At 66.4% G+C, this 25,434-nt stretch carries 20 protein-coding genes; 11 read left to right on the top strand and 9 right to left on the bottom strand.

All coding sequences use genetic code 11. The annotated features are described in order from the left end of the window. The first annotated feature begins 4 nt into the window (after nt 1-4). From LZ586_RS08905 to LZ586_RS08885, 5 genes are all read left to right on the top strand, one after another. Complete coding sequence (locus tag LZ586_RS08905) at nt 5-1,057, top strand: glycoside hydrolase family 5 protein (RefSeq protein WP_235079660.1); 1,053 nt, start codon at nt 5-7, stop codon at nt 1,055-1,057. Nucleotides 1,058-1,174: 117 nt separating this feature from the next. Further along, nucleotides 1,175-1,597 (top strand): hemerythrin domain-containing protein, encoded by a 423-nt coding sequence (locus LZ586_RS08900; protein ID WP_235079659.1) that lies wholly within the window; start codon nt 1,175-1,177, stop codon nt 1,595-1,597. A 39-nt stretch (nt 1,598-1,636) separates the two neighbouring features. Then, nucleotides 1,637-2,176 (top strand): hypothetical protein, encoded by a 540-nt coding sequence (locus tag LZ586_RS08895; RefSeq protein ID WP_235079657.1) that lies wholly within the window; start codon nt 1,637-1,639, stop codon nt 2,174-2,176. Nucleotides 2,177-2,543: 367 nt separating this feature from the next. Further along, on the top strand, nt 2,544-3,584 hold the full coding sequence (locus LZ586_RS08890; protein WP_235079655.1) for a D-cysteine desulfhydrase family protein: 1,041 nt from the start codon (nt 2,544-2,546) through the stop codon (nt 3,582-3,584). Further along, nucleotides 3,581-4,552 carry an alpha/beta hydrolase gene (locus tag LZ586_RS08885; RefSeq protein WP_235079642.1) on the top strand — a complete coding sequence of 324 codons (972 nt, stop codon included), beginning with the start codon at nt 3,581-3,583 and terminating at the stop codon, nt 4,550-4,552. Before LZ586_RS08890 ends, LZ586_RS08885 begins: the two co-directional genes overlap by 4 nt. A 5-nt stretch (nt 4,553-4,557) precedes the next feature. Here LZ586_RS08885 and mutS read toward each other — a convergent pair whose 3' ends face one another. Continuing rightward, complete coding sequence (gene mutS, locus LZ586_RS08880) at nt 4,558-7,134, bottom strand: DNA mismatch repair protein MutS (protein WP_235079767.1); 2,577 nt, start codon at nt 7,132-7,134, stop codon at nt 4,558-4,560. Nucleotides 7,135-7,313: 179 nt separating this feature from the next. On the opposite strand from mutS, the gene LZ586_RS08875 reads away from it, so the two are divergent. After that, nucleotides 7,314-9,572 carry an NADP-dependent malic enzyme gene (locus tag LZ586_RS08875; protein ID WP_235079641.1) on the top strand — a complete coding sequence of 753 codons (2,259 nt, stop codon included), beginning with the start codon at nt 7,314-7,316 and terminating at the stop codon, nt 9,570-9,572. Nucleotides 9,573-9,581: 9 nt separating this feature from the next. Here the strand turns inward: LZ586_RS08875 and LZ586_RS08870 are convergent, their stop codons facing one another. The 6 genes from LZ586_RS08870 to LZ586_RS08845 form a co-directional block, all read right to left on the bottom strand. Beyond that, nucleotides 9,582-10,370, bottom strand: coding sequence for an SDR family oxidoreductase (locus tag LZ586_RS08870; RefSeq protein ID WP_235079639.1), 789 nt, complete (start codon nt 10,368-10,370; stop codon nt 9,582-9,584). 243 nt (nt 10,371-10,613) lie between these two features. Next, entirely contained in the window at nt 10,614-11,492 is an 879-nt protein-coding gene (locus tag LZ586_RS08865) for an NAD(P)H-hydrate dehydratase (RefSeq protein ID WP_235079637.1), read from the bottom strand. Next, on the bottom strand, nt 11,489-12,268 hold the full coding sequence (locus LZ586_RS08860; RefSeq protein ID WP_235079635.1) for a histidine phosphatase family protein: 780 nt from the start codon (nt 12,266-12,268) through the stop codon (nt 11,489-11,491). The genes LZ586_RS08865 and LZ586_RS08860 overlap by 4 nt, the downstream gene beginning before the upstream one ends. Nucleotides 12,269-12,317: 49 nt before the next feature. After that, the gene (locus LZ586_RS08855) at nt 12,318-13,268 is read right to left on the bottom strand and encodes an aldo/keto reductase (RefSeq protein WP_235079634.1); all 951 of its coding nucleotides are present in this window, start codon (nt 13,266-13,268) and stop codon (nt 12,318-12,320) included. Then, on the bottom strand, nt 13,265-13,435 hold the full coding sequence (locus LZ586_RS08850) for a hypothetical protein (RefSeq protein WP_235079632.1): 171 nt from the start codon (nt 13,433-13,435) through the stop codon (nt 13,265-13,267). Before LZ586_RS08850 ends, LZ586_RS08855 begins: the two co-directional genes overlap by 4 nt. Nucleotides 13,436-13,466: 31 nt before the next feature. Continuing rightward, complete coding sequence (locus LZ586_RS08845) at nt 13,467-13,709, bottom strand: lipoprotein (RefSeq protein WP_235079631.1); 243 nt, start codon at nt 13,707-13,709, stop codon at nt 13,467-13,469. Between the two features lie 112 nt (nt 13,710-13,821). Here LZ586_RS08845 and LZ586_RS08840 point away from each other — a divergent pair, with 112 nt between their 5' ends. The 5 genes from LZ586_RS08840 (at nt 13,822) to alr (ending at nt 20,793) form a co-directional block, all read left to right on the top strand. Next, a complete protein-coding gene (locus LZ586_RS08840) occupies nt 13,822-14,775 on the top strand; it encodes an ArsR/SmtB family transcription factor (protein WP_235079625.1) in 954 nt (317 codons plus the stop codon). Next, nucleotides 14,772-15,689, top strand: a complete 918-nt coding sequence (metF, locus tag LZ586_RS08835; protein ID WP_235079620.1) for a methylenetetrahydrofolate reductase — start codon at nt 14,772-14,774, stop codon at nt 15,687-15,689. Before LZ586_RS08840 ends, metF begins: the two co-directional genes overlap by 4 nt. Nucleotides 15,690-15,843: 154 nt before the next feature. After that, nucleotides 15,844-16,890, top strand: a complete 1,047-nt coding sequence (locus tag LZ586_RS08830; protein WP_235079617.1) for a homocysteine S-methyltransferase family protein — start codon at nt 15,844-15,846, stop codon at nt 16,888-16,890. 134 nt (nt 16,891-17,024) lie between these two features. Further along, a complete protein-coding gene (gene metH, locus LZ586_RS08825; protein WP_235079616.1) occupies nt 17,025-19,697 on the top strand; it encodes a methionine synthase in 2,673 nt (890 codons plus the stop codon). A gap of 67 nt (nt 19,698-19,764) precedes the next feature. Beyond that, nucleotides 19,765-20,793, top strand: coding sequence for an alanine racemase (gene alr, locus LZ586_RS08820; RefSeq protein ID WP_235079614.1), 1,029 nt, complete (start codon nt 19,765-19,767; stop codon nt 20,791-20,793). A 3-nt stretch (nt 20,794-20,796) separates the two neighbouring features. On the opposite strand, the gene LZ586_RS08815 is transcribed toward alr, so the two are convergent. Both LZ586_RS08815 and LZ586_RS08810 read right to left on the bottom strand, forming a co-directional pair. Further along, nucleotides 20,797-21,786, bottom strand: coding sequence for a 2OG-Fe(II) oxygenase (locus tag LZ586_RS08815; protein WP_235079613.1), 990 nt, complete (start codon nt 21,784-21,786; stop codon nt 20,797-20,799). Nucleotides 21,787-21,905: 119 nt separating this feature from the next. Then, nucleotides 21,906-25,304, bottom strand: a complete 3,399-nt coding sequence (locus LZ586_RS08810) for a TonB-dependent receptor domain-containing protein (protein ID WP_235079611.1) — start codon at nt 25,302-25,304, stop codon at nt 21,906-21,908. Between the last annotated feature and the right edge of the window lie 130 nt (nt 25,305-25,434).

The raw sequence follows: 25,434 nt of genomic DNA, 5'->3' as shown, positions 1-25,434 counted from the left end.
ACGCATGACGCGCAAGCTGGCAGCCGCACTGGCGATCGCGTTCACGCCGGGAGCCGCGGCAAGCGCGCAAGGCGTGCCCGCGGCGCGTACTTATGTGCCCGCCGCCCCGGCGCGCCCGGCCACCGGGATCAGCCTGCCGGTCGGCAAGTGCGTCAACATGGGCAACCATCTCGAGGCCCCACGCGAAGGCGCCTGGGGCCGGGCGATCGCGGACACCGATTTCGCGGTGATCAAGGCGGCCGGCTTCCAGACCATCCGCCTGCCGGTGCGCTGGTCCGCCCATGCCCAGGCAAGCTCGCCTTACACGATCGACTCGGCCTTTCTGGCGCGCGTCCGCCATGTGGTGGCCGGCGCGCGCGGCGCCGGGCTGAACGTCATCCTGAACCTGCATCATTATGACGCGCTCTATGCCGATCCCGCCGCGCACCGGGCGCGGTTCGCGGCGCTGTGGGCGCAGATCGCCGCCGCCTTCGCCGAGGAGCCCGACGGCGCGCTGTGGTTCGAGCTGCTGAACGAGCCCATGGGCGCCCTGACTCATGCCAATCTGCCGTCGGTGCTGAACCCGGCCCTAGCCGAGGTCCGCAAGACCAACCCCACGCGCCCCGTGATCGTCGGCGGAGAGAATTGGAGCGGGGTCGACTCGCTCCCGACTCTGCCGCTACCCGACGATCCCTATGTGGTGCCGACGATCCACAGCTACGATCCGTTCGCCTTCACCCATCAGGGTGCGACCTGGGTGACGCCGACCCCGCCGACCGGCCGCCACTTCGGCAGCCCTGCCGATTATGCCGAGATCGACGCCAATCTGCGGAAAATACGCGATTTCATGACGCGTACCGGCCGCGTGCCGTTCGTCGGCGAATATGGCGCAACCGATCGCGGCGGAATTCCGCCGGCTGAACGCGTCGCTTATTACGGCGCGGTCTCGTCGGCCTATGCCTCGATCGGCGTGCAAAGCTGCGCCTGGGCCTATGCCAACGCCTTCCCCCTGCGGCAGGGCAACCGCTGGTTGCCGGGAATGGTGGAGGCGATCGCGACCACTGTCCCGGCGCGATGAAGCCCGGACGCCCTATGGTGTTTCCCTGGGAGGACTAAGTGCCCAATCGCGCTACGGAATCTACCTAATCCCAAAATGCCACCGGTTCCCGTAACGGGAAGGAACAGGGAGGTGGGCATGCTCATCGCAGAGCTTTGTGCGGAACATCGGGAACTGGAAGCGCACACCGCCGAGCTGTTGCGGATCGTCGCGGCCGAGGCACCCGACAGCGCGACCGTCGCTGGCATGCGCTGGCGCATCGTCCGCGCGCTAGCCGATCATTGCGAGCGCGAAGACCGCCAGGTCTATGACCGGTTGCTCGGGTCCGGCGATGCCATCGCCACGGTGCTGGCGCTGCGCTGCCGACAGGAACATGGCGTCCTGGTGGATCGCTTCACAACCTATATTCTCGACTGGCCGGTGGATCGGATTACCCGCGAATGGGCGTCGTTCGGCGAGGCGACCCGGGCAGCCGTGGCACTGATCGCCGCGCGCACCGCCCGCGAGGAGCAACTGCTCTTCCCGCATGCGAGCCGAGTCATGGCACGCCGCGCCGCCTGAACGGTTGAGGCGAGCGCCCCCTTTCCCCATAAGCGGGACATGCGTTCCGCCATTGCATCAAGCCTGACCCTCGCCGCGCTGTTCGCGTTGGCCGGGTGCGTCGCCCCCAGCGAGCCCGAGCCGCGCCCGGCGCCCCCCGTGCCCACCCCCATGCCTGCACCGGCGCCTACCCCCCGCGCGACTCCGTCGGCCGACTGGCGGGACTGGCCCTTGTCGCCGGGAAGCTGGAGCTACCGCCGGGAGGCCGGCACCACGGTTGCGGCATTTGGTGCCCCGGGCGCGGCTTCCGAGCTTAGCCTGCGGTGCGATCCCGCCGCTGGACGCATCACCCTGGCACGTCGGGGGCAGGCGGCGGCGCCGCTTTCGGCGACGATCCGGACCAGCTCGACCGCGCGAACCGTGGCGCTTGCCCCCGGGGCCGCCGGAGAGCTGACCACCAGCCTTGCCGCGCGCGACGGGCTGATCGACGCGATGGGCTATAGCCGCGGACGCTTCATCGTGGAAATGGCGGGCCAGCCGCCGCTCGTGGTGCCGGCCTGGGCGGAGATACTGCGTATCGCGGAGGATTGCCGTTCCTGAGCGGCGTGCCGATCCGCGCGGCCCAGAATTCCAGGTTTGCGCAGAAAGAAATTCAAAACAAGGCTTGTTCTGCGACTCGCACTGATTCACACTCGCGGCGTGTCGAAAGGCACAGGCTCTTTAACTAGCGAAAGGAGGTGATCCGATGTCTCATGGTTCAGCAGTGAGGTCGGTTCAGTTCGTTCGGGAGACGCGCCGCTGAGCTGGGCCGCGGATGGCCAATCGCCATCCGCATGTCCGGCAAAGCGGCCCGCATGGTCTCCCGGGCTGGAACACTCCGGCCGCTGACCATGTCGGAGGTCGCCGGGTACCCTGACGGGGCCCGGCGGCCTCTCTCATTTTTGGGATCATCGATTTGGAGACCGGCATGGGCGCGGCACGCATCCGTTCGGCATTGGCTGGTTTCGCGACGGAATCGCTGCTGGAAGGTGTGACGCCGATCCAGCGGCTGCCCCGGCTGGAGGCGGCGCTGGGGCCCGCAGCCGGCGGCGTCCCGATATTCGTCAAGCGCGATGACCTGATGGGGCTGGGCGGCGGCGGCAACAAGCTGCGCAAGCTCGAATTCCTGCTCGGCGATGCCAAGGCGCAGGGGTGCGACACCTTCATCACCACCGGCGCGCTGCAATCCAATCACGCCCGGCTGAGCGCGGCGGCGTCGGCGCGGGCTGGGCTCGCCTGCGAGCTGGTGCTGCGGCGCGTGGTGCCGCGCGAGGACCCGGACTATCTGCACAGCGGCAACCAGCTGCTCGACCCGCTGTTCGGCGCGCGGGTGTACCGCCTGCCGGGCGACGCCGATGCCATGGCTTTCGCCGACGCGCGGGCGGCAGCGCTCCTGGCCAAGGGTCGGCGGGCCTATGTCGTCGGCGCGGGCGGATCTTCGCCGGTCGGCTGCCTCGGCTATGCGGCCTGCGCCGCCGAGATCCTGGAGCAGGAAGCGTCGCTGGGGCTCCGCTTCGCGCGGATCGTCGTCGCCAATGGCAGCGCGGGGACGCATGCCGGTCTGGCCGCGGGGATGGCCTTGGCGGGCGAGGCAGTGGGGCGGGTGCAGTCCTATACCGTGCTGGCACCGCTCGACCCGGCGAGGGCAGAGACTGCAGCGCTTGCCGATGCGACGCTGGCGGGCCTGAGCGCCGCTCCGCTGTCCGAGACGCTGGAGATTGACGGATCGCAGCTGGGCGACGGCTACGGCATCCCGACGGGAGCGATGCTGGATGCCGTGCGGCTGATGGCGCGCACCGAGGGACTGCTGCTCGACCCCGTTTATAGCGGCAAGGCGTTCGCGGGATTGCTGGCGGCAGTGCGGGAGGGGCGCTACGCCCCCGGCGAAGCGGTGCTGTTCGTCATGACCGGCGGGACGCCGGGCCTCTACGCCTATCGCCCGATATTCGAAGGAGAGGAAACCGCATGACACCCACACGACGTGCCGTGCTCGGCGCCGGCGCCGCGATGCTGGGCGCCGCGGCCGGTCCGGGGGCGCTCGCCCAGACGGCGCCGGGCGACGAAGTGGTTCGGCTCTGGCCGGGGCGCCCGCCGGGAGCGCGCGGCACGGGGATCGTCCGCAAAGTGACCGACAATTCGAAGGATCCGGCGCATCCCGATCGCTGGGTGATGGGCATCGACGATCCGGTGCTGGTGGTGCGCCGCCCGGCGCGGCCCAACGGCGCGGCGGTGATGCTGGTGCCCGGCGGCGGCTATGGATTCCTCGCCTATGACAATGAAGGCACCGAGCAGGCGGCGTGGCTGAACGCGCGCGGGATCACCGCCTTCATCCTGGTCTACCGGCTTCCGGCCGAGGGCTGGGACCAGCGCGCGCTGGTCCCGCTCCAGGATGCGCAGCGCGGCATGCGGGTCATCCGTTCGGGCGCGGCGCGGTTCGGCATCGATCCCGCACGGCTGGCGGTGCTGGGGTTCTCCGCGGGCGGCCATTTGGCCGGCTCGCTGGCGACGCGGCATGGCGAGGCGGTGTATGCGCCGGTGGATGCGGCGGACCGGATGTCGGCGCGGCCGGATCTGGCGGGGCTGGTATATCCGGTGGTGAGCCTCGACGCCGGCATCACCCATGTCGGGTCGCGCGACAATCTGCTCGGGCCCAGCGCGTCGGCAGAGGCACTGCTTCACGCCTCGGTGGAAAAGCGCGTGACGGCGGAGACGCCGCCGCTGTTCCTGGTGCACGCCAGCGACGACAGGCTGGTGCCGGTCGCCAACAGCCTGGTGCTCTACGACGCGGTGATGAAGGCGGGCCGCAAGGCGGAGATGCACCTGTTCGACGAGGGCGGGCATGGCTTCGGCGCACGGTTGCCCAAAGAGGCGCCGGGCTCGGCCTGGCCGGCGCTGTTCCACAGCTATGGCGTGCGCAAGGGCGTCTTCCGGGCCTGACCCGCTCAGTCGGCGGCCAGCGCCTTCAGCCGGTAGAGCGCCTCCAGCGCGTCGCGGGGGGTGAGGGCGTCCACGTCGAGCGCCCCCAGCTCGGTGCGCAGCGCGTCCGCCTGTGCCTCCTCCTGCTGGGCCATGGCGGCGAACAGCGGCAGGTCGTCCAGGCCTGCCGCCAGGCCGCCGGTCTTCTCGCGGCCCGCTTCCAGCTTGTCGAGCACTGCCTTGGCGCGCTTGATCGCGCTCGGCGGCATGCCCGCCAGCCGGGCGACGGCGATGCCATAGCTGCGATCCGCCGGGCCGTCGGCGAGTTCGTGGAGCAGGACCAGGTCCCCCTTCCACTCGCGCGCGCGAACGTGGTGGAGGCTGAGCGCGTCGCAGCGCTCGGCCAGCCGCGTGAGCTCGTGATAATGCGTCGCGAATAGGCAACGGCAGCGATTCTCTTCGTGGATCGCCTCCACCACCGCCCAGGCGATCGCCAGGCCGTCATAAGTCGACGTGCCGCGCCCGACTTCGTCCAGGATCACGAAGCTGCGCGGCGTCGCCTGCGCCAGGATCGCGGCGGTCTCCACCATCTCGACCATGAAGGTCGATCGGCCGCGCGCGAGATTGTCCGATGCGCCGACGCGGCTGAACAGCCGGTCGACCAGCCCCAGCGTGGCACTGGCCGCGGGCACGTAGCTGCCGGCCTGCGCGAGGACGGCGAGCAGCGCGTTTTGACGCAGGAACGTCGATTTACCGCCCATATTGGGGCCGGTGACGAGCCAAAGCCGCGAATTTTCCGACAATTTGCAGTCGTTCGCGACGAATCTTCCGCCACTGCGCGCGACCGCATCCTCGACCACCGGGTGGCGTCCGCCCTCGACTTCGAAGCAGCTATGCTCGACCAGCGCCGGGCGCGCCCAATCGCTCTCCGCCGCGCGCTCCGCCAGGCCTGACGCTACGTCAAGGCGGGCCAGCGCGTCGGCGGTGGCGGCGATTGCCTCGCGACTGTCGAGGGCGGTTGTGGTCAGATCCTCGAGGTGCGCGGCCTCCGCCGCCAGGGCATGCGCGCCCGCTTGCGTCACCTTGACGGCGACATCGTGCAATTCCGGTGCGTTGAAGCGGACGACGCCCGCCAGCGTCTGCCGATGGGTGAAGCCGCTGTCGGGCGCCATCAGCGCATCGGCAAATCGTGCCGCAACTTCAATATGATAGCCAAGGACGCCGTTGTGGCGGATCTTCAGTGCGGTGATGCCGGTGCGCCCGCGATACTCCGCTTCCAGCGCCGCGATCGCCCGCCGCCCACCCGCTCCGGCGTCAACCAGATCGTCAAGCGCCGCGTCATACCCCTCCGCGATATACCCGCCATGCGCCGCATCCACCGGCGGCTCGGGCACCAGCGCGCGCGACAACAGGTCGATCAGCGCGCCGTGGCCGCGCAACTGCGGGATCAATCGCCCGAGCAGTTCGGGCACGTCGTCAAGTCCCGCCAGCCGCTCCCCCAGCCGCCACGCCCCGTCCAGTCCGTCACGCAATTGCCCCAGATCGCGCGGCGACCCCCGGCCCGCCGCCAGCCGTCCCAGCGCCCGGCCGATGTCGGGAAGCGCCCGCAACGCACTGCGCACCATGTCACGCACTCCGGCATCGTCGTGGAAGCGCTGCACCAGGTCGAGCCGCGCCTCGATCGCCGCTCGGTCCATCAGTGGCGTGGCGATGTCCTGCCCCAGCAGGCGTGCGCCAGCTCCGGTGACAGTGCGGTCGACGCTGTCGAGCAGGCTGCCCTTGCGGACGCCGCCCTGGCTGACACAGAGTTCCAGGCTTTCGCGCGTCGCCGCGTCGATCGCCATGAACGCCTCGGTCCGGCTGACGCGTGGCGGGCGCAGGAAGGGCAGGGATCCCTTGGCGGTGTGATCCAGATAAGCGACGAGCCCGCCCGCAGCCGCCAGCGCCGCGCGCGAGAAGCTGCCGAACCCGTCCAGCGTGGCGACTCCGAACAGTGCCTTCAGCCGCTCCTCCGCGCCAACGCTGTCGAACCCCTGACGCGGGCGCAACATGGTCGCGAGCGCATCGAACGTCGACGCGTCGCACGCGACGGTTTCGGCGGGCGAAAGCCGAGCGATCTCGGCGGAGACGCGCTCGGCATCGGTCTCGATGATCTCGAAACGCCCGGTGGAAATGTCGGCGCAGGCAATCGCGACGCTGCCGCCCGCCTCGCCGATCGCCGCGCACCAATTGGCCGAGCGGCTGTCGAGCAGCGTTTCCTCGGTCAGCGTGCCGGCGGTCACGACGCGAACGATCGCTCGGGCGACCAGCGCCTTCGATCCGGCTCGCTTCCTCGCCTGTTCCGGCGTTTCGGTCTGCTCGGCGATAGCGACGCGGTGGCCCGCCTTGATCAGCCGGGCGAGATAGCCCTCCATCGCGTGCACCGGCACCCCGCACATCGGGATGCGCTCGCCCTCATGCTCGCCACGCGCGGTCAGTGCGATGTCGAGGCACGCGCTTGCGATCTTGGCATCATCGAAGAACAGCTCGAAGAAATCGCCCATACGGTAGAAGAGCAGGCAGTCCTCGGCTTCAGCCTTGAGGGCGAGATACTGCGCCATCATCGGCGTGGGTGCGGCGGAGGACATGCACTGTCGGTAGCCGATGCGTGGCCACGATCAACACCCGCCTGCCGCTTTCCTGGGGACGACTCGGGCAGCAACATTTCGTTTCCGCCTGAGTGCGATCGTCCGATTGCAGCTACGGAATCGTCACCCTAAAGGAAGGAGACCAGGAGAGTTGAATGTCTGAGGAATCGAAGGTCCAGTTTTCCGAGCGCGAGGCGCTTCGCTACCATTCGGAAGGCAGGCCCGGCAAAATCGAGATCGTCGCGTCCAAGCCGATGGCGACTCAGCGTGATCTCGCGCTGGCCTATTCGCCCGGCGTCGCGGTGCCGGTCCGCGCCATCGCCGAGGATCCCTCGCTCGCATACGACTATACTGCCAAGGGCAATCTGGTCGCGGTGATCTCCAATGGCACCGCCATCCTCGGCCTCGGCAACCTCGGTGCGCTGGCCTCGAAGCCGGTGATGGAAGGCAAGGCGGTGCTGTTCAAGCGCTTCGCCGACGTCGACTCGATCGATATCGAGTTGAAGACCGAGGACGTGAACCGCTTCATCGACGCAGTCGAGCTGATGGAGCCGAGCTTCGGCGGCATCAACCTGGAGGACATCAAGTCCCCCGAATGCTTCGTCATCGAGCAGACGCTGCGCGAGCGCATGAACATCCCGGTTTTCCATGACGACCAGCACGGCACCGCGATCATTGCCGCCGCCGGTCTGATCAACGCGCTCCACCTGACCGGGCGCGACATCAAGCATACCAAAATCGTGATGCTGGGTGCCGGCGCCGCCGCGATCGCGTGTGCCGAACTGATCAAGGCGATGGGCCTGCCTCACGACAACCTGCTGATGTGCGACTTGAACGGCGTGATCTATCAGGGCCGCCAGGAAAGCATGAACCAGTGGAAGTCGGCGCATGCCGTCGCCACGGACAAGCGCACCTTTGCAGAGGCCATCGACGGCGCCGACGTGTTCGTCGGGTTGGCTTCGGCCAACTCGCTGCCGCCCGAGCTGCTGAAGACCATGGCGCCGCGCCCGATCGTGTTCGCGATGGCCAACCCGGATCCCGAGATCAGCCCGCCGGTCGCCAAAGAGGCGCGCCCGGATGCGATCATCGCCACCGGCCGTTCGGACTATCCGAACCAGGTCAACAACGTGCTTGGTTTCCCGTTCATTTTCCGCGGCGCGCTCGACGTACGCGCTACGACGATCAACGACGCGATGAAGGTTGCGGCCGCCCGCGCGCTTGCCGAACTGGCCCGCCAGCAGGTGCCCGAGGAAGTCGCCGCCGCCTATGGCACGCAGCACAGCTTCGGCCCGGACTACATTATCCCCGCGCCGTTCGATCCCAGGCTGATGGAGATCGTGCCTGCCGCCGTCGCCCAGGCGGCGATGGACTCGGGGGTCGCGACCAAGCCGATCGTCGACATGGCTGCGTATCGTCAGTCGCTGCGCGCGCGGCTCAACCCAACCACTTCTGTGCTCAGCCTTGCCTATGAGGGTGCGCGCGCGCACCCCAAGCGCGTGATCTTTGCCGAGGGCGAGGAAGAAGTCGTGCTGCGCGCCGCCATCGCCTTCAAGGAAGGCGGATACGGCATTCCCGTGCTGGTCGGTCGCGAATCGGTGCATGACCGGCTGAAGGCGTTGGGTGCAGATCCCGAAGGCTTCGAGTTGCACAACAGCGTCAATTCGCCGCTGGTGCCGCGCATGGTCGAGTTCCTGTACGAGCGGCTTCAGCGTCGCGGGTATCTGCGCCGCGACATCGAGCGGCTGGTCAACCGCGACCGCAACATCTTCGGCGCGCTGCTGCTCCAGCTAGGCGAGGGCGACGCGATGCTGACCGGCGTCACCCGCACTTATGCCGAGACGATGCGCCAGGTGCGCCGCGTGATCGACTATGCGCCGGGCCGCATCGCCTTTGGCATGCACGTGCTGGTCGGCCAGTCGCACACGGTGTTCATCGCCGACACGACCGTGAACGAGCGCCCGAGCGCCGAGGAACTGGCTCAGATCGCCGAGGGCGCAGCCCAAGTTGCGCGCCGCATGGGCCACGAGCCCCGTGTCGCGTTCCTCAGCTATTCGACCTTCGGCAATCCCGAAGGCCGCTGGCTCGAGCATGTCCGCGGGGCGATCAAGCTGCTCGACGAGCGCTCGGTCGAGTTCGAATATGAAGGTGAGATGTCGCCCGACGTCGCGCTCAATCCCAAGCAGCTGGCGAATTATCCATTCGCGCGGCTGTCCGGTCCGGCCAACGTGCTGATCATGCCAGGGCTTCAGTCGGCCAACATCTCGGCCAAGCTGCTGCGCGAGCTGGGTGGCGACTCGACCATCGGCCCGATGCTGATCGGCATGGAAAAGCCGGTCCAGATCGCCCCGATGACCGCAACCGCCAGCGAGCTGGTAACGCTCGCGGTCCTGGCAGCGGGTGGCATCGCCCGCTGAGCCTGCGTTTCAGCCGTCGATGCTGCCGCCCAAGCTGGCATTGACCAAGCCGCCGTCGACGGTGAGGGTCTCGCCGACGACATAGTCGCCGGCACGGCTGGCGAGGTAGATGGCGGCGCCGGCCATGTCTTCATCGCTGCCGATGCGGCCGGCGGGGATACGCTTGGCGACGCCGTCGCCATGATCCCGCGCGGCCTTGTTCATGTCGCTGGGAAAGGCGCCAGGAGCGAGCGAGGATACGACGATGTGGTCGCGGATCAATCGCGCCGCCATGCGCCGGGTCAGGTGGATCAGCGCTGCCTTGGACGCCTGATAGCTGTAGGTCTCCCAAGGATTTACCCGCTGGCCGTCGACGGAGGTGATGTTGATCACCTTGGCGGGGCGGTTCTGGTTGCCCGCGGCCTTGAGCAGGCCGTGGAGCGCCTGGGTAAGGAAGAAGGGCGACTTAACATTGAGCGCCATCACCTTGTCCCAGCCTTGCTCGGGGAAGGTGTCGAACGCCTCGCCCCAGGCGGCTCCGGCGTTGTTGACGAGGATGTCGAGATGCGGCTGGCGGGCAGCGAGTTCGGTCGCGAGGGCTTTGCAGCCCTCTACCGTGGACACGTCCATCGGGAGCGCGATGCAACTGGGCCCCAACGCGGCGGCGGCCTCATTACAGGCTTCTGCCTTGCGCGAGGACACATAGACCTTGGCACCTTGTGCGACGAAGCCAGCAGCAATCATCCTGCCGATGCCTCGAGATCCTCCCGTCACCAGTGCGACCCGGCTGTCCAGGCGGAACAACGCGTTTGTGTCCATCTTACCCCGCTCCCTTCAGGAAGAGCGTCGTGCGACACCCTCCCGGTCCATGCTCATCTTTGCGAGCGAGCGAAGAAACTTGGCTACTAACTCGCTGCGCATCCTGCGGACGACATAAAGCAGGCTAGCGAAGCTGGCCGACCATCGTCACGACTGCATACCTGCCTTCTAATTTGCCCTGAGGTTATCTTGGTGCGGGCAAGGGTACAAGCCATACCCTATCTTCGAAATGCCTCTTGTGTCCTAGCGCGAGGTAGCCAGCAGGCGCGGGATCAATGGAAGCAGGTCCCGTCCCAGGAAGCCGAGCGGACCAACGGTTTCGGCGAGCCGCCGTCCGGCCTCGCCGTGGAGCCACACCCCCCATGCCGCGGCGGTTTGCGGCGACGCACCGCGTGACAAAAGTGCGCCGATGATGCCAGCGAGGATATCACCCGAGCCGCCGGTGGCGAGACCGGGTCCGCCACCGGGGTACCGGAGCACCGGCTGTTCCGGGCAGGCGACCAAGGTCTGCGCTCCCTTGAGCAGCACCGTGGCGCCGAACCGGTCGGCGGCTTCGCGAACCAGCGCGGCTGGATCGTGTTTGATGCGGCTTTCGTCGCAGCCCATGAGCTGAACCATCTCGCCAGGATGCGGCGTCAGCACCACGCGCCCTTCATGCGCACGCAGTCGCTCTGTCATGTTGCCGGCAGCGCCCAGCGCCGCGGCGTCGACGACAAGCGAGAGCCCGGCGCGCGGTTCGGCAATCGCGCATGCCAGGATAGCTTCTGCTGCGGCGTCCGGGCCCATTCCAGGACCGAGAACCAGCGAGTCACAGCGTTCCAGATACCCGGCAAGCACCGGTCCCGCGGCATCCCCCAGTTCGCCCGACGCATTCGCCGCGAGTGGGAACACGGCAGCCTCCGGCATCGTCATGCCAAGTGCCAGCGTGACACGCTCGACGGTCGCGAGCTGAACCTTTCCCGCGCCCGCACGGAGTGCCGCCTCGCCCGTCAGCCGCAGGGCACCGGGCACCGTCTCTGAGCCGCCAGCGACGAGCACCCGGCCGCGTCGGTTCTTGTCGGTGTCGCCCTCCGGCTGCGGAAGCGGGTTTTCGGCCAGCCAAGCGGAGTCGAGCGGCGTCATCCGCGTGCCGCCACGGGGGTGTCGGGTTCCGACGTGACCTCAGCCACCGCGTCCTGTTCCATCGAAGCGGTGACGTTGTAGCGGACCAGGGTGAGGCCGCCATCCTTGCCTGCGGTGGGATCGAAGGCGTATTCGGTAACCGAGCAGTTGGCGACGTCGCCTGCCTTGTCGATGGCGAGTATCTCTGCCTCGGACAGGTTTTCGATGATGTAGCGCAGACACAGCACCACCACCTGATGCGCGACGATCATGACCTGCCGGCCACCATAGTGCAGCGACACCGTGTCCAGCAGCGAGCGCAGGCGAAAGATCACGTCGCACCAGCTTTCTCCGCCGGGCGGGCGATGATAGAATTTCCCGAGCAGGCGGCGAAAGTCGGCCTGGTCGGGCTGAAGGGCGCGGATTCCGGCGGTGGTCAGGCCATCCAGGATCCCGAACTCCTTTTCGCGTAGACGCTCGTCGGCGCAGATCGGTTCGTCTGCGTCGGCACCCCCTGCGTCTCGAAAGCGGCGTGCGGTTTCCCTCGCGCGGACATACGGGCTGGCGAGGATCACGTCGGGGCGGCCGTGCCCCTGGCCCTGCGCGAACCAGCGGCCAAGCGCATCGGACTGTTGCTCGCCGAGCTCGGAAAGCGGCACATCGACATCGCGCATGTCGATGTCGATGTGATGCTCGCCGGCCTCATGCGCGCGGTCGCGTGCGACATTGCCGGCGCTCTGGCCGTGGCGGACGATCCAGAGACGGGTCGGCCAGCGGGGATGTGTCTGTTCAGGCATTGCCTGGGTCAATGCGGGGACATGGATTTGGTTCACGCAAAGGCGCGAGTTAAGCCCCCGCCTCGACCAGACGGTCGAGTTGCGCATCCGTCAGTGCCACGTCCCAAGCGCCGAGCAGTTCGTCGAGCTGTTCGATCGAAGTCGCGCTGGCAATCGGCGCAGTGACGCCGTCCTGTGCAGCCAGCCAGGCAAGGGCGATCTGGGCATGGCTGGCACCCGTCTCGGCCGCTATCGTGTCCATGGCGGCGAGGACCGCGCCGCCCTTTCCGGCCAGCAACTCGCCCATGCGGCCGCCACGAACGCTTTTGCCGAGATCGGCCTCGCTGCGGTACTTGCCGGTGAGGAAGCCCGAGGCGAGTCCGTAATAAGGCAGCACGCCGAGATTGTGAGTCACGCAGAGGTTCTGGAGTTCGCCCTCGAACTTGTGCCGGCTCACCAGATTATATTCGGGTTGGAGGACTCGATAATGCGGCAGCCCCTCTCGAGTGGCGAGGTCGAGTGCAGCCTTCAAACGCACCGCGTGGAAGTTGGACGCGCCGAGGACGCGCACCTTGCCCGCGTCGATCAGCGTGCCGAAGGCGGCAAGGACGTCCTCCTGCGGCACGCTCTCATCGTCCTGATGCGCGTAGTAGAGATCAATCGTCTCGACGCCCAATCGGCGAAGGGACGCTTCCGCCGCCGCAGCTATGCGGGCAGGAGCCAGCTTCTCACCGCCCTCGCCGGGCAACATGCCGACTTTGGTGGCGAGCAGCACCTTGTCGCGCTTGCCCGACTGCCGCAGCCATTCGCCAATGATCGCTTCGGACTCACCGCCCTGATGGCCCGAGACCCAGGCCGAATAAACGTCGGCGGTATCGATCATCACGCCCCCGGCTTCAGCGAAGCGGTCGAGGATGCGGAAGCTCTGCGCCTTGTCGACCGTCCAGCCGAACACATTGCCGCCAAGTACCAGCGGCGGAATTGCGAGGCCGCTCGCACCGAGTTCGCGCGTGGGGGTCATTGGGCATCCTCCGAAAGATTGACGGGCGTGCTGGAATTGATGTCGATCGCCGCCGCGGCCTCGTTCAGCTGGCGCGCCTCGTCGGGTGTCAGCCCGCTCGGATCTTCGTCAGCCTGTCCGCAGGCGGCGAGCGCCAATGCGAGTGGCAGCAACGGCAAAAGACGCATTCCGGCTTCTCCTGTGGAGGACCCTCAACGGTCAGTCGGTGATCTCGTTGCCTGCCACGCCTTCATCGGTGACATTGGCCTCGTAGCTGTTCTCGGCCGCGTCAAAGGCGGCGTCGGTCGCGGCGTTGGCTGCGTTCACGTCGGCGACGGCTTCGCCCATCGTGTTGCTGTCGCCGGTGATCGTCTCGTTCGCTTCCGCGGCTTCGTTCTGCGCCTTGTTGTTGCAGGCCGACAGCGCGAGCAGGGCGAGGGCGGGGAAGAGGATCGTGCGCATTGATTGACCTTCTGGTTGACGCTGAAGCAATGGCTACCGGCTGCCGCGCGGGGAGGCAATCGGGCGCTCTCGATTGACCTGATATAAAGATATCTTTATATCTCGATCCGACATGACATCCGCCCTCTCCATCTTTCGTGCATTGGCCGACCCGACCCGCCTCCGCATCGTCGCGCTGCTGCGCGCGATGGAACTGAGCGTCGGCGAGCTGGCGCAGGTGTTGGGACAGAGCCAGCCGCGCGTTTCGCGGCACGTGAAGATCCTGTGCGACGCCGGATTGGCCGAGCGGCGCAAGGAAGGAAGCTGGGTCTTCGTGGCGCTGGGCGCGGCTGCGAAGGTCCAGCCGATCCTCGCCGCGTTCGACAGCTGGGATGAGCAGGATCACTGGACCCTTGCCGACGAAGCGCGGCTGGCGGCGGTACGTGCCGACCGTGCGACCGCCGCGGCCGAGTGGTTCGAGGCGCATGCCGGCGAGTGGGACGCGATCCGCTCGCTTCATGTGGCCGAAAGTCAAGTCGAGGCGGCGATGGTCAAGGCGCTGGGCGACGGCCGCCTGGGTACGCTGATCGACATCGGCACGGGCACCGGACGCATGATCGAGCTGTTCGGGCCGCGCGCGGATCAGGCACTGGGCGTCGACCGGTCGTCCGAGATGCTGCGCCTGGCCCGGGCGAAACTGGCGGAACGGAAATTGGACAATGCCGAGCTGCGCCAGGCGGATTTGTATGCGCTTCCGCTGGGCGATTTGGGGGCGGACACGGCGATCCTGCATCACGTGCTCCATTTCGCGCAGCAGCCAGGCGCGGCGATCGGCGAGGCGGCGCGGGTGCTTCGGGATGGCGGGCGATTGCTGATCGTCGACTTCGCGCCGCACGAGCGCGAGGAACTGCGCACCCGCGACGCCCATGCCCGCCTCGGCTTCTCCGACGAGCAGGTACTGGGCTGGTTCAAAGGAGTCGGGCTCGCTCCCGTGCTGGTGGAGACCCTCGAGGGCGGCGAACTCACCGTGAAACTATGGCTGGGCCGCAAGGCCGGCGAGAAGATGAGGGAAGTGAAGGCGGCATGAGCAACGTGGATCCCCTTGGCGCGCCGCTGTTTGCCGATGTGGCCGGCGACATCGATGTGAGTTTCGAGTTTTTCCCGCCCAAGAGCGAGAAGATGGAAGAAACGCTGTGGGAGTCAGTGCAGGCGCTGTCGCCGCTCGGGCCCCGCTTCGTCAGCGTGACCTATGGCGCCGGTGGGACGACGCGGGAGCGGACGCACAACACGGTGGCGCGGATCGCACGCGAAACGGCGATCCCGGCGGCCGCGCATCTCACCTGCGTCGAGGCGACGCGCGAGGAAATCGACGCGGTCGCGGATGAATATTGGGCCTCGGGCGTCCGCCACATCGTCGCCCTGCGCGGGGACTCCCCCCGCGCTGGCGAGAAGTACAGCACCCATCCCGGCGGCTATGAGAATGCCGCCGATCTGGTCGCGGGACTTCGCAAGCTGCATCCTTTCGAGATTTCGGTTGCCGCCTACCCCGAATGCCATCCGGATTCCGAGCACGCCCAGGCCGATCTCGACAATCTCAAGCGCAAGATCGATGCCGGCGCCAACCGGGCGATCACGCAGTTCTTCTTCGAGCCCGACACCTTCTTCCGCTTCCGTGACGACGCGGCCAAGGCCGGCATCGATGCCGAGATCGTCCCCGGCATCATGCCGGTGATGAACTATGCCAGCGTCGTCCGGATGTCGGCGATGTGCGGGACGTCGGTGCCGAGCTGGATGGAGAAGCTGTTCGAAGGGTTGGACGACCGCCCTGCGGCACGCCAGCTGGTCGCGGCCACGCTGACCGCCGAGCTGTGCCGCAAGCTGTATGCCGGCGGCGTGCGGCAGTTCCACTTCTACACGCTCAACCGTGCCGAGCTGAGCTACGCGATCTGCCATTTGCTGGGGGTGCGGCCGGTTAGCGAAGTCTCGATGGCGGCAGCTTAGCTATTCCTCCCCGGCACGGGGAGGGGGACCGCGACGTGCAGCGGCGTGGTGGAGGGGGCTCTCCACCAGCGGAAAGGCAGGAGGAGAGCCCCCTCCACCACCAGCTTGCGCTGGCGGTCCCCCTCCCCGTGCCGGGGAGGAATTAGGAAGTACCATGACTGCACGCGAGAAACTGCTGGCCGAAGCCGCAAAGCGCATCCTGATCACCGATGGCGCATTCGGAACCGAGATCCAGAACTGGAAGCTCGACGAGGCGGCTTATGCCGGCAATCTCGGGCTGAGCCATGACCAGAAGGGCAACAACGACATCCTCGCGCTGACCATGCCGGAAGTGCCCGCGAGCATTCACCGCGCCTATTTCGAGGCGGGGGCGGACATCGCCGAGACCAACACCTTCTCAGCCAACCGGATCAGCCAGGCCGATTACGGTGCCGAGCATCTGGTGCGCGCGATCAACGTCGAAAGCGCGAAGCTCGCGCGGTCGATCGCCGACGAGTTCGAAGCCAGGGATGGTCGCCCGCGTTTCGTCGCGGGTGCGCTCGGGCCTACCAACAAGACGCTGTCGTTGAGCCCCGACGTCAACGATCCTGGCTATCGCGAGATCGACTTCGATCATTTGAAGGACGTGTATCGCGAGCAGATCGATGCGCTGGTCGAGGGGGGAGTCGACTTCATCCTGATCGAGACGGTGTTCGACACGCTCAACGCCAAGGCCGGGATCATGGCGGCGATCGAGGCGGCGAACGATCTGGGCCGCGACTTGCCGATCATGATGTCGATGACGCTGACCGATCTGTCGGGGCGCAACCTGTCTGGCCACACGGTCGAGGCGTTCTGGCACGCGGTGCGGCACGCCAAGCCGGTGACGATCGGGCTCAATTGCTCGTTCGGGGCGGAACAGCTGCGGCCGCATGTGAAGACGCTGAGCGCGCTCTGCGACACGCTGATCATGGTTTATCCGAACGCCGGGCTGCCCAACGAACTGGGCGCCTATGACGAGGCGCCGGCGACGACTGCGGGGCTGGTCAAGGAATGGGCCGATGCGGGGCAGGTGAATGTGCTCGGCGGATGCTGCGGGTCTACGCCGGCGCATATCGCAGCGATCGCGGAGGCAGTGAAGACGCTGCCGCCGCGCGCGATCCCGACGCCTCCGGTGCAGACGCGATTGGCTGGGCTCGAACCGTTTACAATGGCAGCCTGATCGAGCCCTCTCCCGCTTGCGGGAGAGGGTTGGGTGAGGATGTTTCCGCCTCATCCCCTATTTGAAGATCACTTCCTACTCACCCTCACCCCGACCCTCTCTCGCAAGCGGGAGAGGGGGAAGAAAAGAAAAGCATGACCCTCTCCTCCACCGGTTTCGTCAATATCGGCGAGCGCACCAACGTCACCGGATCGGCACGCTTCAAGAAGCTGGTCATGAACGGCGACTATGCCGCCGCGGTGGAAGTCGCGCTGCAGCAGGTCGAGGCCGGCGCGCAGGTGCTCGACGTCAACATGGACGAGGGGCTGCTCGACGCGCACGAGGCGATGACCACCTTCCTCAAGCTCATCCAGGCTGAGCCCGACATCGCCCGGATCCCGGTGATGGTCGACAGCTCGAAATGGGACGTGATCGAGGCGGGGCTGAAGTGCGTCTCGGGCAAGCCGATCGTCAATTCGATCAGCATGAAGGAAGGCGTCGACCAGTTCCTGGAGCATGCCCGCAAGTGCATGGCGTACGGTGCCGCGGTGGTGGTGATGGCGTTCGACGAGGTCGGGCAGGCGGACACCAAGGAACGCAAGGTCGAGATCTGCTCGCGCGCCTATGACCTGTTGGTCGGGATCGGCTTCCCGCCCGAGGACATCATCTTCGATCCCAATGTGTTCGCGGTGGCGACGGGGATCGAGGACCACAACAATTACGGCGTCGACTTCATCGAGGCGTGCCGCGAGATCAAGGCGCGTTGCCCGCATGTCCACATTTCGGGCGGACTGTCGAACCTGAGCTTCAGCTTCCGCGGCAACGAGCCGGTGCGCAAGGCGATGCACTCGGTGTTCCTATACTATGCGATCCCCGCGGGCATGGACATGGCGATCGTCAATGCCGGCCAGCTCGACGTCTATGACCAGATCGATCCCGAGCTGCGCACCGCGGTCGAGGACGTCATCCTCAACAAGGATCCCGAGGCGGGCGACCGGCTGGTCGCGCTGGCCGAGAAGTATCGCGGCACCGACGCGGTGGCGGAGAAGGCCGCGGCGGAATGGCGCAGCCTGCCGGTCACCAAGCGGCTGGAATATGCGCTGGTGAAGGGCATCGACGCGCATGTCGTCGATGACACCGAGGAATGCCGCCAGCAGTTCGCACGGCCGATCGAAGTGATCGAAGGCCCGCTGATGGACGGCATGAACGTGGTCGGCGACCTGTTCGGATCGGGCAAGATGTTCCTGCCGCAGGTAGTGAAGTCCGCGCGTGTGATGAAGAAGGCGGTGGCGCACCTGCTGCCCTTCATCGAGGCCGCCAAAGAGCCCGGCGCCAAGGGCAAGGGCAAGGTCATCATGGCCACCGTGAAGGGCGACGTTCACGATATCGGCAAGAACATCGTCGGCGTGGTGCTCCAGTGCAACGGCTTCGACGTGGTCGATCTGGGGGTGATGGTGCCCTGGTCGAAGATCCTGGAATCGGCCAACGAGAACGACGCCGACATGATCGGGCTTTCGGGGCTGATCACCCCGTCGCTGGACGAGATGGTGACGGTGGCCGAGGAGATGCAGCGCGCGAGCATGACGATGCCGCTGCTGATCGGCGGGGCAACCACCAGCCGCGTGCACACCGCATTGCGGATCGAGCCGGCGTATAAGGGGCCCGTGGTCCATGTGCTCGACGCGAGCCGGGCGGTGGGGGTGGCGACCGCGCTCGTCTCGGACACCCAGCGCGACGACTATGTCGCCAAGGTCGCCGCGGAATATGAGCAGGTGCGCGTCGCGCGCGCCGGCAAGGGGCAGAGCGAGCTGCTGCCGCTGGAGGCGGCGCGGGCGAACGGGTTCCAGGCCGACATGACGCTCAAGCCGGCGGCGCCGAAGCAGCCGGGGGTACACACGTTCGACGACTGGGATCTGAACGACCTGCGCGCTTATATCGACTGGACGCCGTTCTTCCGCGCCTGGGAACTCGCGGGCAATTATCCGGCGATCCTGCAGGACGAGGTCGTCGGCGAAAGCGCTACCGGCCTGTTCGAAGACGCACAGAAGATGCTCGACCGGATCATCGCCGAGAAGTGGCTGACCGCGCGCGGCGTTGCCGGGCTGTGGCCGTGTCATCGCAGCGGCGACGATATCTGGGTGCAGACCCGGCATTCGAACGACCATCGCAGCCCCGACGGCGCCAGCGTGCCCGAACATTTCCACATACCCGATCTGGACCGCACCAACGAGGCCAGCGTGCGCCTGCCGATGCTGCGCCAACAGATCGCGAAGCGCGAGGGGCGGGCGAACATGTGCCTGGCCGACTTCATTGACTCCACAGGCGACTGGATCGGCGGCTTCGCGGTGTCGATTCACGGCATCGACTCGCATCTCGCGCGTTTCAAGGAAGCGATCGACGATTATTCGGACATCCTGCTCAAGGCGCTTGCCGACCGTCTGGCGGAGGCATTCGCCGAGCGGCTGCACCAGCATGTCCGCACCGAATTGTGGGGTTATGCGGTCGGCGAGCAGCTCGACAATGATGCGCTGATCCGGGAGAAGTATCGCGGCATCCGCCCGGCGCCCGGCTACCCGGCCTGCCCCGAGCACAGCCTGAAGCCGATCTTGTTCGATATGCTGGATGCGGAGGCGCGCACCGGCACGACGCTGACCGAAAGCTTCGCGATGTTGCCGACCGCGGCCGTGTCGGGCTTCTATTTCGGGCATCCGCAAGCCGAGTATTTCGGCGTGGCGCGCGTGGGGCAGGACCAAGTGGCGGATTATGCGGCGCGGCGCGGCATCCCGCTGGATCTCGCGGCGCGGTACCTGCGGCCCAATCTGGACTGAGCCGCACCGGGGGCGGGAAGCGGCATCCTGCTTTGCGTCGGGGCGAACGGGCGGCTAACCGGAAGGGATGGCATCCTCTCCCCTTCGCCTGCGGCTCGACGGCGCCGCGCTGGTTCATAACTGGAAGACGCTCGCGGCGATGAGCGGCAGCGCGACCTGCGGTGCGGCGGTGAAGGCGGACGGCTATGGCCTGGGCGCGCACGAAGTCGTCAAGCGGCTGGCGGCGGCAGGGTGCCGGGACTTCTTCGTCGCGCATTGGAGCGAGGCGCGCGCGCTTGCCGATCTGGGGGTGACACTATCGGTGCTTCACGGCGTCCGCGAGGAAGATATCGCGGACCGGCCCGCCGGCGTGCGGCCGGTGCTGAACTCGCCCGAGCAGATCGCGCGCTGGCGGCAGGCGGACGGCGGCGCCTGCGACGTGATGGTCGATACCGGCATGAACCGGCTGGGCGTATCGACCGCCGACGTGGCGGCAGGGCTGCTCGAGGGATTGCAGATCGAGACGCTGATGAGCCATCTCGCCTGTGCGGACGAGGACAGCGCGATGAACGATCGCCAGCGCGAACGCTTCGCGGCGCTGGCGGGGCGCACGACGGCCAAGCGGATGAGCCTGGCGAATTCGGCGGGGATCGCGCTGGGGAGCGGCTATCATTTCGATCTTACGCGTCCGGGACTGGCGTTATACGGGGGGATCGCCCGCGCCGAATTCGCCACGGCGATCCGGCAGGTCGTACAGCCTGAGGCCCAGGTGCTGCAGCGGCGATCGGTGCGGGCCGGGGAAACCGTGGGCTATAACGCCACCTTCACTGCGCCTGCGGATACCGAGGTGGCGATCCTCAACATCGGCTATGCCGACGGCTATCTCCGTTGCTTCTCGGGCAAGGGGCGCGCTCGGTTCGGCGGCGCCGAGCTGCCCGTCCTCGGGCGCGTGTCGATGGACTTGCTCGCGATCGATATTGCTGCCGCACCGGGGGTAGCGGAAGGCGACTGGGTCTCGCTAAGCTACGCGCTGCCGGAAACCGCGGCTCTGACCGGCTTGTCCGAATATGAGCTGCTCACGGCGCTGGGCGGAAGATATGCGCGGCTTTGGTTTTGAGGATCAGACTGCGCTTTCGGGACCGTTCCAGACGTCGAACGGGCGAGCGCGGATCCAGCGGGTCGCGAGCCACTTCACTCCCTGGGAGACCGGCGCCCCTGCATGGATCGCGCGGGGATCCGGCGATCCGTCGGGAAGGGTGTTGCGAAAGAGGATCGCGTCGCCGGCCTTTGGCCTGACGTCCAAGCCATAGGCCGGAAAGCGCGTTTCGCCGCCGCGGAGCGTGTCGTTCAGGTAGACCAATGCCGTCATTGTGCGCTGGTTTCGCGTGGCAGGAAGCGCGTCGAGATGGGGGCGGAACTCCTGGCCCGGCACGTAGCGGAGCACGATCAGTGCCTCGCCTTGGTCGACGGCCGTTCCGCTGATCGCCGCAATCCGCAGGTTGATCGCGCGGATCGGGAGCGTTTCGCGCGTGGGGCCCAAAACCGCGCCATCGGAGGTGCGATGCGGATGTCGGACCTGCCGGCCGCTCTGTGGATCGACGACGACTGCGGGTTCAAGCCATCCGACGGCCGCGCGCGCGACTTGCTCGCACTCCGCTGTGGACAACAGGCCCCGGAAACGCGTGACGGCACCATCTGGAACAAGTTTTTCAGCTTCGGGCAGGCGGGTTGGCGTACCGTCCTCTGCCAAGTCCATCTCTTCTACGAGCTTCAGTTCGGCTGCTGCCGCAGAGTTGCGCAGCGCCGCGGCACGGAGCAGGCGCAGTGCGCCGGGCCAGTCCGCGGGTGCTCCGGTCCCATTGGCCGTCAGCGCGATTTCCATCGAGGCTGCGTCAGGATCGCCCAGTTCGCGCGCCGTGCGAAGGTAGGATCGCGAGCGCGCAAGGTCGCGCGGCACGAACCGGCCGGCAAGGTGCCACAACGCCAAACAGAAACACGCGTCTGAATCGTTGCGGGCAGCAGCATCGTGCAGGAGCGCCAGCGCTTCTGGCAATCTGCCGTTCTGCGCCAGCGTTTCGGCGTGGCTGGCGATGGGCACGTGGCTAGTCATGGGAATTAGGTGCCACGCTCGCAGGGCCCATGCCATCCCAAAGCGGAAGCTTCACCTTGCAGCCACGAAAAGGGGATCGGAACATCGTTCCGATCCCCTGAATATGCGCTCGTCCTGCTTTAGAAGCGGGCGCGGAAGCCGGCATACACCTTGCGGCCGAATGCGTCGTAGATCGAGGCGTTACCGGTGCCGCGGTCGGTGGTAGCACCGGTGCCGGTTCCCGAAAGGCCGAGCGGCGGGTGCGTGTTGAGGATGTTGTCTGCGCCAACATAAAACTCGAACTGCTTGTTCACGTCATAGGCGAAGCGCAGGTCGTGATAGAAGATCGAGGGGTACTTCCGCGGATCGACCACATCCACGTTGTTGGGCGGGCAAGTCGTAGGAGTGGAGCAGGCGCTCGGCAGCGACTCGAAGTTCTCGTACGAGCTGGTGTACATCGGGCCGATGTAGCGCATGCGATAGCCCAGCGTGAACGCACCGATGCCGATATCGGTATCCCAGCGGAACTCGTCCTTGGGATCGCCCAATTCGCTCAGCACGCGATTCTCGAAATCAGGCAGCGCCGGATTCTCGAAGTTGCTGATCTGAAGATTGTGCGTGTAGATCACGTTGGTGCTGAGCGTGACATTGCTGCCCAGGTTGGTGCGATATGCCAGGTTGGTGTCGATGCCGCGGCGCTTGCGGGCCGCGAAGTTCACACCGGCCTGGATCAGCGTGTTGCCGGCAATCTGCCCCTGCACTTCTGCAAGCGGGCCCGGCGTTGGGCCGAGGTAGCGCTGGAAGAGGCCGCAGAAGACATTCTCGGTGGTTGGCTGGTCGACGCAGTTGTTGGCGATCTGCTGCGCAGTCAGCGAGACGATGACGTTCTCGACCTTGATGTTGTAATAGTCGACGCTGAGCGACAGGCCAGGAACGAACCTGGGCTGGAACACGCCGCCGAACGTCCAGGACGAGGACTTTTCCTCTTCAAGGTTGGGATTGCTGCCGCTGATGACGGCCAGCGACTGCGTTACGTTGGGAATGCCGGCAAGGATTGCTGCGTTGCCGCCGACCTGTGCCAGGCAGTTCGCCGGACGGTTCGGGTTGTTGGCAAGCTGATTGGGCGAGCAAGGATCCACGAAGCCGGGTGCGAAGTTCGCGATTGCCGGGAAGTACAACTCCGACAGGTTCGGCGAACGAACCGCGCGGCTATAGTTCGCGCGGAACCGCAGATCCTGAACCGGAGCCCAGTCGACGCCCGCATTGTACGTCCAGACGGTGCCGGTGGCGTTGTTGTAGTCCGCCACGCGCGCCGCGCCGCTCAGGCTGAGTTCGTGCAGAAGGAACACGTCCTTGACGAGCGGCACGCGAAGTTCGCCGAACAGTTCCTTCACGGTGAAGGCCGGGGGATCAAAATTGCCGATCACGACCGTGTTGGTGTTGCTCTGCGTTCCGGCGGTGGCGTCACCCTCGGTGACGAACGGATCGTCGAAATAGGTGCCATCTTCACGCCGGTATTCTGCACCGAGCGCGAACCCGATCGGGCCGCCGGGCAGTTCGAACAACTGGCTCAGATCGCCCGAGACGAACGCCGATGCGACGAACTGCTCAAGCGACGCGTCGGTGTGTATGCTCCGCGTGAAGTAATTCACCGCCGCCTGATTGTTGGCGTTGCCGAACGGATTATACGCCACGCAGGCGGCGACGTCGGACGCGAGCCTGCCGGGCTGGCCCGGGCTGGTGCGACCCGCCGAGCCGGTCTGGAATGCGCCGGAGTCGAACGCCACGGCAGCGGCCGGGTCGAACTGCGAGCGGCACTGGATCGCGCCGGTCACCGGATTGCGTCCTGCGTCGAGCGCGAGCATGAAGCGCTGACGATCGACATAGCCGTTGGTGTCTACGGTCTGCTCGAATTTGCCGTAGTTCAACGAGACTTCGTAACCCCAATCCTCGTTGAACGTGCCGCGCACGCCGCCGACGATCCGGTAGGTGTCACGCCGGAACACTTCGTCGCGATTGCCGACGTCCTCGAGCGAGCGCGCGGTGACGAAGCGATAGGTGCCGGCGTTGATCGCGGCGATGTCGGCGGCGTTGAGCTGACCGCCCGTGCCCTGGCCGGCAGTCGCCGACCGTGCAGCAAGCGCACCCGCTGCAGTCGAGCAGGCGACCTGAAGGCTGGTGTTGCAGCCCGACGCCAGGATGAGACCGGCGATCTGGCCGCGCTGGGCCGGCGTCAGGAACGGATTGTCGAGCCGGGTGCGTTCGCGGAAGTCGAACTGGCTGAAAATGCCCTGAATACCGGTTGGGCTTGCGTTGTTGCCGACCGCGTCGACGCGCGTGTACTTCGCCTCGATGAAGGGTTCGAAGGCGTCGCTGATCGCGAAGTGCGCGAGCAGGTTGAAATTGTACCGCTTCACCTCAGGCTGGATGGAGAGCAGCTTGCCTTCGCGTCCGGTCTGTCCGTTACCACCCAGGATGCCGCCGATGATGCCGGCACCGTAGCGCGTGCCGGTCTGCGCAACGAGGTTGCCGCCGGGCTGGAACAGATAGGTGCAGTTGTACGGCGTGCCGCCGACGGATGAGGGCGGGCCGTTGGAGGCGCCTGCGCCGATCCCGCAACCCGCTTGGGTGGCACGCTGGCTGATCGGGATCAGACCGAAGCGGTTGATCGACGCGCTGCGTACGTCGCGAAGGAAGATCGAGTCCGGGAATCCATCGCTACCACCGGTAAGGCCGGAGGGGTCCACATCGACCACGCCCGTGCCGTTGACCTGCCGGAGCCACGGAAGCTCCGAACCGAACACGCGGTCCTGGTTCGAATATTCGGCATGCAGCGTCACGTTGCCGCGGCCATCTGCAAAGTTCTTGCCGCCCATCGCAGAGATATACTGGTTCGCGCCGAAGCCGTCAGGCGAGATGCCGGTCTGCCCGCGGATCTGCAGACCGTCATAATCGCGGCGCAGGACGAAGTTGACGACGCCAGCGATGGCGTCCGAACCATAGATGGCGGAGTTGCCGCCGGTCACGACGTCGACCCGCTCGATCAGATCGTTCGGAATGCTGTTGATGTCCGGCGAGACAGCGTTGTTCAGGATGTCTGCAGCGACATGGCGGCGGCCGTTTACCAGGACGAGCGTACGCGACGTTCCGAGGCCGCGCAGATCGAGCAGGTTGAGGCCGGCGATGCCGATACCCAGGCCGGGATTTTGCTGCGAAAAAGTGCTGCGCAGCTGGGGCAGTTCGTTCAGCGTTTCGCCGACGTTGGAATCGCCTTGCGCGAAGAACTGTTCGCCGGAAAGCGACGTGATCGGAACCGTCGATTCCAGGTTCGGGCGACGAATGCGCGAACCGGTGATGGTGACGGTTCCAGAGTTGTCCTCGGCACCGGTCGCATCCTTCACGCAGTCCGGACCACCATTTGGATCCTCATTGCACGGCGCCGCCTCGACGGGCTGGCTGCCTTGTGCAAATGCGATCTGAGGGAAGAGGAAGGCTGCGCTAGCAAGCGCGGTAGCTCCCATCAGATTAGAAAGTTTCATTATTATTTGCCCCTGGGCGTGATGCCCGGAGCGATGAAAGTGCTTTCCCCCGCCACCAGCAAGAACGATTATTATGTCGGCGATGTTTCTAGCGGAGGTGTTGCAGCAATGTTACGCCTTATATCCGTTA

The sequence above is a fragment of the Sphingomonas sp. S2-65 genome, from assembly GCF_021513175.1.
In the GTDB taxonomy this organism is placed as follows: domain Bacteria; phylum Pseudomonadota; class Alphaproteobacteria; order Sphingomonadales; family Sphingomonadaceae; genus Sphingomonas.
This window is presented reverse-complemented; position numbering and strand designations above follow the sequence as displayed.

Bases quoted from the DNA above. Each gene is read 5' to 3' on its own strand.
- LZ586_RS08905 (WP_235079660.1), top strand. From the start codon at position 5: ATGACGCGCAAGCTGGCAGCCGCACTGGCGATCGCGTTCACGCCGGGA.
- LZ586_RS08900 (WP_235079659.1), top strand. From the start codon at position 1,175: ATGCTCATCGCAGAGCTTTGTGCGGAACATCGGGAACTGGAAGCGCAC.
- LZ586_RS08895 (WP_235079657.1), top strand. From the start codon at position 1,637: ATGCGTTCCGCCATTGCATCAAGCCTGACCCTCGCCGCGCTGTTCGCG.
- LZ586_RS08890 (WP_235079655.1), top strand. From the start codon at position 2,544: ATGGGCGCGGCACGCATCCGTTCGGCATTGGCTGGTTTCGCGACGGAA.
- LZ586_RS08885 (WP_235079642.1), top strand. From the start codon at position 3,581: ATGACACCCACACGACGTGCCGTGCTCGGCGCCGGCGCCGCGATGCTG.
- mutS (WP_235079767.1), bottom strand. From the start codon at position 7,134: ATGATGGCGCAGTATCTCGCCCTCAAGGCTGAAGCCGAGGACTGCCTG.
- LZ586_RS08875 (WP_235079641.1), top strand. From the start codon at position 7,314: ATGTCTGAGGAATCGAAGGTCCAGTTTTCCGAGCGCGAGGCGCTTCGC.
- LZ586_RS08870 (WP_235079639.1), bottom strand. From the start codon at position 10,370: ATGGACACAAACGCGTTGTTCCGCCTGGACAGCCGGGTCGCACTGGTG.
- LZ586_RS08865 (WP_235079637.1), bottom strand. From the start codon at position 11,492: ATGACGCCGCTCGACTCCGCTTGGCTGGCCGAAAACCCGCTTCCGCAG.
- LZ586_RS08860 (WP_235079635.1), bottom strand. From the start codon at position 12,268: ATGCCTGAACAGACACATCCCCGCTGGCCGACCCGTCTCTGGATCGTC.
- LZ586_RS08855 (WP_235079634.1), bottom strand. From the start codon at position 13,268: ATGACCCCCACGCGCGAACTCGGTGCGAGCGGCCTCGCAATTCCGCCG.
- LZ586_RS08850 (WP_235079632.1), bottom strand. From the start codon at position 13,435: ATGCGTCTTTTGCCGTTGCTGCCACTCGCATTGGCGCTCGCCGCCTGC.
- LZ586_RS08845 (WP_235079631.1), bottom strand. From the start codon at position 13,709: ATGCGCACGATCCTCTTCCCCGCCCTCGCCCTGCTCGCGCTGTCGGCC.
- LZ586_RS08840 (WP_235079625.1), top strand. From the start codon at position 13,822: ATGACATCCGCCCTCTCCATCTTTCGTGCATTGGCCGACCCGACCCGC.
- metF (WP_235079620.1), top strand. From the start codon at position 14,772: ATGAGCAACGTGGATCCCCTTGGCGCGCCGCTGTTTGCCGATGTGGCC.
- LZ586_RS08830 (WP_235079617.1), top strand. From the start codon at position 15,844: ATGACTGCACGCGAGAAACTGCTGGCCGAAGCCGCAAAGCGCATCCTG.
- metH (WP_235079616.1), top strand. From the start codon at position 17,025: ATGACCCTCTCCTCCACCGGTTTCGTCAATATCGGCGAGCGCACCAAC.
- alr (WP_235079614.1), top strand. From the start codon at position 19,765: ATGGCATCCTCTCCCCTTCGCCTGCGGCTCGACGGCGCCGCGCTGGTT.
- LZ586_RS08815 (WP_235079613.1), bottom strand. From the start codon at position 21,786: ATGACTAGCCACGTGCCCATCGCCAGCCACGCCGAAACGCTGGCGCAG.
- LZ586_RS08810 (WP_235079611.1), bottom strand. From the start codon at position 25,304: ATGAAACTTTCTAATCTGATGGGAGCTACCGCGCTTGCTAGCGCAGCC.